We start from the raw sequence: 8,724 nt of genomic DNA, 5'->3' as shown, positions 1-8,724 counted from the left end.
GGAAGGAGAGAGAGCGACAAAGTCGCTGAGGGGTTTTCTAAAATTGAGAATAATTAGTAAATATAATCCCCTAATTTTTCCTTCTTACGAAGGTGACTGAAGTATTGTTAGGTATTAATATGGCAATTATAAAAGCAGGAAATATAACATTTTGTTATGAAGATCAGGCAGAGAATCTGTTTGAAGAACTTTCTCTTGAAATCGGATCGAACACAAAAGCAGGATTGATTGGAAAGAACGGTTGTGGAAAATCCACATTGTTTTCAATACTTCTGCAGAAATATAAACCAATTGCAGGTGGAATTTATTTTCAGCCAAATCTCAGGACAGGTTATCTGCCGCAGGAAGTGGTTATTCCTGATGATCTGATAGTACAGGATTTTCTCTGGATGCTGAAGCCCAGACTTTTCAATTTGAAGAAGAAAATGGAAAAATTGGATCAATTCAAAGAATCTGAGATGATTAAAATCCTGGCAGATTTTGATACTTTCGGCGGCTATAAATTTGACATTCACTTTCAAAAAGTTATGTCTCAATTTAGTCTGGATTCAACCTTTCTAAATAGAAAATTAAGCACATTGAGTGGTGGTGAAAAGACTAAAATAGCTTTCTGCCGCATCATGCTGGATGAACCTGATCTACTACTTCTGGATGAACCGACAAATCATCTGGATGTGCAGACTTTAGAATGGTTGGAATCTTATTTAAACAAGATTAAAATTCCATTTCTCGTAATCAGCCATGACCGTAAGTTTTTGGATAATTGTGTTCAGGAGATTTGGGAAATGGAGAATAAGACTATCACGAAATTTTCGGGAAATTATTCATTCTATCGAAAAGAAAAAGATAAGGCATTCCAGCGAAAACTGCATCAATATGAAAGTTCTCAAAAGAAGATCAAGAAATTGAAAAAAGCATTTATCGATCGTAAAGACTGGGCTGTCAGCCATCAGGCGCAAACAGGTTCGGAAGGCTATGCACCGGTTTATGAAACGATCACCAATTCTGCCAAAGACTCGATGCGCAGAGCAAAAGCAGTAGAAACAAGACTGAATAAGGAGATCGAAAAAGCTCAGGATGAAAAACCCTGGATTGAGAAGAAACGAGAGATTCACTTTGAAGATCAGGAAATACGAGCAAGAACGATATTGCGGGTAGAAAAATTATCCAAGAATTTTGTTGAAGAATCAGTTTTAAAAGATCTCAGTTTTACTGTTGAGAATGGTGAACGATTTTTGATCAGCGGTAAAAACGGTTCAGGTAAATCGACTTTACTGAAAATCCTAGTAGATCAAATCAAAGAATTTGAGGGTGAATTTTCCTGGAATCCACAGGTGAAAATTGGCTATTATGCTCAAGAAATCGAGGAGTTAAATCCAGAGAATACGATCCTGGAAGAAATGATCGAAGGAGATATGACAAAACAGTCTCAGGCGAGAACAGTATTGGGAAGTTTTAATCTTCGTAAAGATAAGGTTCACCAAAAGATCGGAAGTCTAAGTATTGGAGAAAAGAGCAAAACAGCTTTAAAAAAGATCATTATTTCCGATACAAATGTATTAGTTTTAGATGAGCCAACCAATCATCTGGAAATCGCTGCCAGAGAAGCTTTGGAAGTTGCTTTGATGAATTTTAAAGGTACGATTATCTTTGTAAGTCATGATAGATATTTGTGTGAGAAGTTAGGTGAGAATGAAATTAATCTGGATGTGCAACCTTGAAAAGGCTTCAATCAGAGAAATTCTCTCATGTCAGCCTTTTCAAGGGTTTTAAACAAAAGATTGGAATAATTAACCCTGAAAAGCTCTCTTACAAGAATTCTTTCAATTGAGACTTTCAGGGTAGAAAATGAGATGAATATATAACCTTGAAAAGGTTCAGCAGGAGCTGCGAAATTAGCGTTACGAAATAGGAGTTTCATAACGAGATGTGAGGTAGAACATAATGAAACATCCATGTTTGAGACAAATACACAAGTTGATGATTGAAACGTTAACCTTCTCAGTCCTCCTTGACCAGCCTTCGTATGACTTCGGCAAGGCAGTCAGGGGAAAGTGGAAGAAGATATGAAAGAAAATGATGGAAAAAAAAGTTGTGTGTTATTTGATGAATCAAAAAAAAAATCTCCACTGTTAAGGAGAGATGCGGCTTTAGTCGAGGGGGATTTTAATCATATGAAAAAAAGCACCAAAAAATTATACACGCGCAAGCGTCCGGCACATCCCGATGAAGCGCACACAGGCAGCAAACGCTGGTTCAAAAAGAAAGGACGCAAAGCAGTGAGAAAACATTTGAAAAAGGAAATGGAAAATGAAAAAAATAAAACTTAGAAAATACATTCCCGAAAGGGATTTTATTAGAATTCGGGATTTCCTGAATGAAACTTATTGCGCTTTTAATTCTCCTGTAAATTGGGGGTTGGAACGCTGGAATTATGCCCGTTTTTTCATATCTCCGATGTTGGGAGCGTATGGTTTAAATTCACCAGATAATTCTAAAAGTATTGCTGCGATTAAGCTCTGGGAAGATCTGCTAGGAGTGTGGGAAAATGAAGCCGGAAAAATCGTGGGAGTGGCTAATATCGAGCATGCTCACACCGAACATCGCGGGTTTGGTGAGATCTTTATTCAGCGGCATCCTGACTATCTTTTTCTGATGGAAGAAATGCTGGAATATGGCGAAAAGAATTTCTTGAACAAACAGAAAAAACAAGTTCATATTTTCGTGTATGAAGATGATGAACCACTTCTGGAATTGATTCAAAAACGCGGCTACGAAAAGAGAGAAGAAGTTTCTTCCAGCCATTTGGAATATCAGATTACCGGAAAATATAACTGGCATTTGCCGCACGGATTCACTTTGCACACGATGCAGGGATGTGATCGAATTGCAGAACGCTGCGAGATTTTCGGTAGATCTTTCAATCATCCAAATCAGGAAGACTGGCCATCGGTTTTCAGTTATCAGGAATTGCAGAAGGCACCTGATTATTATGCCGAGAACGATTTTTTCATCACCGCCGAGAATGATAAAATGGTAGCTCAGGCAATCGTCTGGTACGATGAAGTAAACAAGATCGGACATCTGGAACCATTGGGAACTCATCCCGATCATCGCGGCAAAAAACTGGCACAGGAACTTATGAATGCCTGCTTTGCCAGATTGCAGGAACTCGGTGCTACCAAAATGCCGATGACAGGCGGCTTTGATCCATTTTATAAAGCGATCGGTTTCAAAAAGAAAAGAACATGTTATGCCTGGATTAAGAAGATGTAAACCTTTAATGGTTGGAATTTTGACCTTGAAAAGGCTTCAATCAGAGAAATTCTCTCATGTCAGCCTTTTCAAGGGTTGGTCTTGGTAAAAATTCACCAATAACCAATGACGAATGACAAAGAACCTTGAAAAGGTTAATTGTTAACCCTGAAAAGCTCTCTTACGAGAATTCTTTCAATTGAGACTTTCAGGGTAAGAAATGAGGTTAATTTTTAACCTTGAAAAGGTTCAGCAGGAAGAAAAGCCTTGTAAACCTTTTCAAGGTAACTTGAACGGAGAAAAGATGATCTTCCAGACAAAAAGATTAAAAGTAAGAAAAGCTGAAACTTCCGACGTTGATATGTATTTATCTTTGTGGAACAGTGGAAAAGTGATGAAAAATGTTGGATTTCCAAATGGATTGGGAATTTCAGAAGAAGAATTCATCAAAAAGATCGAAGAATATGATGAGAGTGAATTTGATAAATCACTGGTCGTCATCGAAAAAGAAAGTGGCAAAAAAATTGGAGAATGTAAATTAGGTTCTCCGAATGAAGAGGGAATTTCATCACCGGATGTAAAATTTCTACCAGAATATTGGGGGAAAGGTTTTGGGAAGGAACTATTGAATGCTTTGTGCAAGTACATTTTCAGTAAAACTCAAACGAAAATTATCGAAACATCACCCAATGTGAAAAATATTGCATCTCAGAAAATTGTGGAAGCTGTTGGCGGAAAAGAAATTAAAAGATTTGTTTATCATTTTCCTCCCGAAATGCAGCATTTCACAGAAGATGTACATGGAAAAATTTATCACGCCCACAAGAAGGACTGGCTGGAGAAAAATATGCGATTAAAAAAGATAAAGAACAAGGAAGAAAAAAGCCGAATTTGCAAGAAAATAATAGAATTATTACCAAACTGGTTTGGCATTCCGGAAGCAAATGAGGCTTACATAAAAGGTGTGGAAGATACAGATTTTTATACTGCATATATGTTTGAAAAAGAAGTTGGTTTTTTCTCGATCATTTCGCATTTCAAGGAAACCAGCGAGATTTATGTGTGTGGTGTTCTACCGGATTTTCATCGCCTGGGAATAGGCAGAGAATTACTGCAGTTTGCCGTTCAAGAATTGGAACAACAGGAAAAAAAATTCCTGACAGTTAAAACACTCAGTTCTGCTCATCCCGATAAAGGATATGCCTGCACGAGAGAATTTTATAAAAAGAATGGATTTATCCCGCTGGAAGAATTTAAGGATTTGTGGGGAGAAGCAAATCCCTGTTTGTTTCTGGTGAAAAGATTGTAAAAAAATCCTTCGCAAGGTTATGGAACTTCCAATTATTCTCGACCTTGCGAAGGTTAATAATGTTAACCCTGAAAAGCTCTCTTCCATTTAATCTTTTTATTGAGACTTTCAGGACTGGAAATGAGATGAATATGTAACCTTGAAAAGGTTGAACGGGAAGAAAAGCCTTGTAAACCTTTTCAAGGTAGATTTGGAATAAATCAATTATTTGATTTTAAGCGACGCAGTCGCTTGCTAGAAGCAGCGTTACATATAAATGAACCTTGAAAAGACTACAATAAGAGAAAAACTTTCTTGTCAGTCTTTTCAATGGTTTTAAACAAAAAATTGGAATAATTTACCCTGAAAAGCTCTCTTCCATTTAATCTTTTTATTGAGACTTTCAGGGCTGGAAATGAGATGAATATGTAACCTTGAAAAGGTTCAGCAGGAAGAAAAGCCTTGTAAACCTTTTCAAGGTAGATTTGGAATAAATCAATTATTTGATTTTAAGCGACGCAGTCGCTTGCTCGAAGCAGCGGGAGCTGCGAAAAGCGGCGTTACGAAACGGGAGTTTCGTAGCGAGATGTGAAGTAGAAAAATTCACCAATAACCAATGACCAATGACCAATGACCAATAACCAATGACTAATGACCAAGAATTAATGACCTGGCTACACTTTCACATCATGCAGTTTCACAGCCCAATTCTTAAATTCTCGTTCTTTCCAGCTTCCTTTATGATAAACGCAGCTCACCATCAGCGGCAGCACAGAAGTGGCTTCGGCAAAAACCATCTGCTCATAAGTTGTGTTCACTTTTCCCCAGGAAGAAGCTTCCTTCAGAGTGGAGCTGGAGCAGGCACCATCACGGCTGTCAGCTACCGTTATCTGCACTGCATATTTATGCATGGGAACGTCAAACCCCAAAATCTCGGCACAAACTACTGTATCTTGAGTAAAATTCTTGGGAACGCCACCACCGATCATAAATATTCCGGTCGTTCCTGCCCCGATCTTGATCTTGGTAAGTTCCAGAAAATCTTTCACAGAGTCTATGGAAAGGTGTTTATCAGGATTTTCCACCTGATGTTTCACGAGCCCGAATCCGGCACTGCTGTCGCTGAAAGCAGGGCAGAAGATGGGAACGTTGTTCTCATAAGCTGTTTGAATGAGAGAATCTTTTTTCACGGAATTTTTTGTCAGCCATTTTCCCATTTCCCAGATGAATTCGCGGGATGAATATGGTCGCGGTTCCAGGCTGTCGGCAATTTCCTTGATCTTCATATCACAGATCTGCAATTCTTCTTCATCGATATAAGTATCATAAATTCGATCTATGTATAAGTCACGCAGTTTGTTATCATCTACAAAAGGCGAACCTTTGTAATGTTTGAAACCCAGCGCTTCAAAAAAATCCATATCCACAATGGAAGCGCCGGTTGCCACCACCACATCGATCATTTTGTTTTTGATCATTTCCACGTAAACCTGCATGCAGCCGGCAGCGCTTGTACTGCCTGCCAAAGTTAGGAAATTCGTACACTCCTTTTCTTCTATCATCATTTGCAGAATATCGGTAGCTATGGCTGTATCACGGCTGGTGAACGACATTTCACGCATCGAGTCGATTATATATGTAGAATCAAACGATTTGATGTCGATGTGTTTTACTACATCTTTCAATAGTTCTTTTTTGTTCATTTTATTTTTTCTCCATTTTTTCTTATTTTTATTGCTCCCCTTTATAAGGGGAGATTTGGAGGGGTTTGCAATTTTATCTTAGCAAAAACCCCCTTTTATTCCCCCTTCCAAGGGGGACTTGCTCATTCTTTTAGAAATTATCTATTTTCATTTCCAAACTTATACGACAGCAGTTTATAAATCAGTTTTGCAGCTAGAAAATCCGGAGCTTTGTTGGTTTCGCTTGGGCATAATTCCACAACATCGAATCCGATAATATTGCAATTTTCAGCAACTAATTTCAGAAGCTTCAGCACATTCCACCAATCCAGGCCGCCCGGTTCCGGAGTGCCGGTGGAAGGCATAAGAGCAGGATCGAAAACATCCAGATCGATGGTAACATAAACGTTTTCCGAAAGCAGTGGAATTACCTGTTCCTGCCAGTCTGATCTTCCGGCAATATCTTTGGCAAAGAAAGTTCGATCAGGGTTTATGGAAGTTTTTTCCTCAATATCCATGCTGCGAATTCCCACCTGCAAAAAGGGAAGTTCCATTTCTTTTACTCTTGCCATCACGCAGGCATGATTGAATCTGCTGCCTTCGTAATCTTCTCGCAGATCAGTATGAGCATCCAATTGCAGAATTGTCAGGTTTTCATATTTCAAAGAATGAGCTTTGATAGTTCCCATACTAACAGAATGTTCACCACCCAGAGTTACAACGAATTTATCAGCTTTCAGAAAATCTGAAACTGACTTTTCAACTTCATGAACCATTAATTCTGGAAGTGTATTTTCAGCTATAGGTTCTGCAGTAAAAATTCCCTGCTTAAAAACTTCACAATCGGTTTCGATGTCGTAAAGTTCCATATTGGCAGAAGCCTCCAAAATCGCTTCCGGTCCTTTATCTGAGCCTTTCTGCCAGGTACTTGTTCCATCGTAGAGAACAGGCAGAATTACAATTTTTGCTGTATCAAACTGAGCATATTTTTCTGTAATATCTGCAAAGTTCATAAAACAACTTCTTCTTCCGACAAGATCGGAAAGATATAATTTGTAAAGCAAAGTGCAACCAGAGCTGTTCCATGCTTCTTCTTAGGAACGAACGATCTTGTGATGATCTTGAAATCTTTAAGTTCATAATCATCATCAAAACCATTGGTATAAAGCTCTTGAAGACTGCTTTGCAGTAGATCTTCAATTTCCTGTTTAGGATAAGCTCCATTATGCTCACAAACTAATCCGCCATATTTTTTACCGGTTTTTCGGTTGTAAAGCCAGCCAAAAATAATTCCTGCCGTAACTCGCGTTCCACTTTCGCCATGACAGGCAGCCATGATGGTTTCCATAACTTCGCCATGAACGTAATTTGTTGGTCGTGTGATTTCCTGAGCAATTCCAGGTAAAATAGATGAATATGTCATGATGTTAGCTTTTTCGATTCCGGCATCTTTGAGTGCCAGATGATATGAACCGGCATGAATTGTAATATCACTTTCACCGGTTCCGGTAGTGATGAAGTATTCCCTCGGAATACGATTACCAATCAGCAAACCTTTCAATTCGCATAACCCTCCTTCGAGTTTCTGAAAAAATATTTTACGACAAAACACAAGTTGGCAATCCTGATTAACAAAAACACAAGCTGAAAACATAACTCGCTGCTATTGGAAGGAAGTATTGCAGAAAATGAAAACACATTTCCAATATGCAAAAATTAATTCACATAAAATTCACAAAATCGGCACAAAAAATTTCTTAACGATATTACTGTCAAATAAAAAATTACTCCAGAAAATTTTAACTAAAATCTTTAATAATTACAATTACAAATAATAATGTATTATAATCATAAAACACCAAATCGCAAATAATTACAACATAAAAAAAATTTGATTAATATAATAAAAAAAGTTTGACAACTAATTAGGATGAAAATAACAAAGCTTATCAAAATTTTGTGGAGGAGTTCATGAAAACGTTGAAAGGATTGTACCTGGAAGAGGTAGAATTCGTGCTGGAGAATATGGCCAGAAATGCCAAAGTTTCCGTTAAAAGAGAAGCTGGAAATCAAGCTTCCTTTTCAGTATATTTTGAAGATGATAATCTTTACAAAAAAATTGAAGACATGCTTTACTTCACTCAGAAAGATTATGGTTACGATAGCGATTACAATTATAAACATAGTAACTATCTGGACGATGATGATGACGAGGATTAGATGCCCATGAAATATGAATAAAATAACTTCTACAGCCGGTTTTTGTGCCGGCTGTTTTGTTATATGAACTAAGCTGAATTGCAGACAAGCTGAAAAATTGAATTGTAAAAAAAATTTTGAGAAGCTAAATAAAAAATTAGATTATGAGTTCCCTCTAAAAACTCGATTTTAGTTTAACCATTTCACAACCTTCAATTTTATTGACGCTCAACAAAAATGGATCGAAAAACCCAAATTTAACTCCGAAATGGGCAAAACAAGCTCTGAAAAACTTCTCTA

The 8,724-nt window shown here is 37.6% G+C and carries 8 protein-coding genes; 5 read left to right on the top strand and 3 right to left on the bottom strand.

Annotated features, from left to right (window positions below; all coding sequences use genetic code 11):
* Window positions 1-119 precede the first annotated feature (119 nt).
* The 4 genes from abc-f to K9N40_12240 all read left to right on the top strand — a co-directional run bounded on the left by abc-f (window position 120) and on the right by K9N40_12240 (window position 4,564).
* The gene (gene abc-f, locus K9N40_12255; GenBank protein ID MCF7815241.1) at window positions 120-1,721 is read left to right on the top strand and encodes an ABC-F type ribosomal protection protein; all 1,602 of its coding nucleotides are present in this window, start codon (window positions 120-122) and stop codon (window positions 1,719-1,721) included.
* Between the two features lie 345 nt (window positions 1,722-2,066).
* The gene (locus K9N40_12250; protein MCF7815240.1) at window positions 2,067-2,330 is read left to right on the top strand and encodes a hypothetical protein; all 264 of its coding nucleotides are present in this window, start codon (window positions 2,067-2,069) and stop codon (window positions 2,328-2,330) included.
* On the top strand, window positions 2,311-3,276 hold the full coding sequence (locus tag K9N40_12245; protein MCF7815239.1) for a GNAT family N-acetyltransferase: 966 nt from the start codon (window positions 2,311-2,313) through the stop codon (window positions 3,274-3,276). Before K9N40_12250 ends, K9N40_12245 begins: the two co-directional genes overlap by 20 nt.
* A gap of 199 nt (window positions 3,277-3,475) precedes the next feature.
* Window positions 3,476-4,564 carry a GNAT family N-acetyltransferase gene (locus K9N40_12240; protein ID MCF7815238.1) on the top strand — a complete coding sequence of 363 codons (1,089 nt, stop codon included), beginning with the start codon at window positions 3,476-3,478 and terminating at the stop codon, window positions 4,562-4,564.
* Between the two features lie 653 nt (window positions 4,565-5,217).
* Here K9N40_12240 and K9N40_12235 read toward each other — a convergent pair.
* From K9N40_12235 to K9N40_12225, 3 genes are all read right to left on the bottom strand, one after another.
* On the bottom strand, window positions 5,218-6,246 hold the full coding sequence (locus K9N40_12235) for a deoxyhypusine synthase (GenBank protein MCF7815237.1): 1,029 nt from the start codon (window positions 6,244-6,246) through the stop codon (window positions 5,218-5,220).
* A 137-nt stretch (window positions 6,247-6,383) separates the two neighbouring features.
* Entirely contained in the window at window positions 6,384-7,238 is an 855-nt protein-coding gene (speB, locus tag K9N40_12230; protein MCF7815236.1) for an agmatinase, read from the bottom strand.
* Window positions 7,235-7,786 (bottom strand): pyruvoyl-dependent arginine decarboxylase, encoded by a 552-nt coding sequence (locus K9N40_12225; protein MCF7815235.1) that lies wholly within the window; start codon window positions 7,784-7,786, stop codon window positions 7,235-7,237. Before K9N40_12225 ends, speB begins: the two co-directional genes overlap by 4 nt.
* Window positions 7,787-8,196: 410 nt before the next feature.
* Here K9N40_12225 and K9N40_12220 point away from each other — a divergent pair, with 410 nt between their 5' ends.
* Entirely contained in the window at window positions 8,197-8,445 is a 249-nt protein-coding gene (locus tag K9N40_12220) for a hypothetical protein (GenBank protein MCF7815234.1), read from the top strand.
* The last annotated feature ends 279 nt before the right edge of the window (window positions 8,446-8,724 follow it).

Source organism: Candidatus Cloacimonadota bacterium (assembly GCA_021734245.1).
Classification (GTDB): Bacteria; Cloacimonadota; Cloacimonadia; order Cloacimonadales; family TCS61; genus B137-G9.
This window is presented reverse-complemented; position numbering and strand designations above follow the sequence as displayed.

What these genes read in the sequence shown, in the direction of transcription:
- abc-f (MCF7815241.1), top strand. Translation starts at nt 120, where the DNA reads ATGGCAATTATAAAAGCAGGAAATATAACATTTTGTTATGAAGATCAG.
- K9N40_12250 (MCF7815240.1), top strand. Translation starts at nt 2,067, where the DNA reads ATGAAAGAAAATGATGGAAAAAAAAGTTGTGTGTTATTTGATGAATCA.
- K9N40_12245 (MCF7815239.1), top strand. Translation starts at nt 2,311, where the DNA reads ATGAAAAAAATAAAACTTAGAAAATACATTCCCGAAAGGGATTTTATT.
- K9N40_12240 (MCF7815238.1), top strand. Translation starts at nt 3,476, where the DNA reads ATGAGGTTAATTTTTAACCTTGAAAAGGTTCAGCAGGAAGAAAAGCCT.
- K9N40_12235 (MCF7815237.1), bottom strand. Translation starts at nt 6,246, where the DNA reads ATGAACAAAAAAGAACTATTGAAAGATGTAGTAAAACACATCGACATC.
- speB (MCF7815236.1), bottom strand. Translation starts at nt 7,238, where the DNA reads ATGAACTTTGCAGATATTACAGAAAAATATGCTCAGTTTGATACAGCA.
- K9N40_12220 (MCF7815234.1), top strand. Translation starts at nt 8,197, where the DNA reads ATGAAAACGTTGAAAGGATTGTACCTGGAAGAGGTAGAATTCGTGCTG.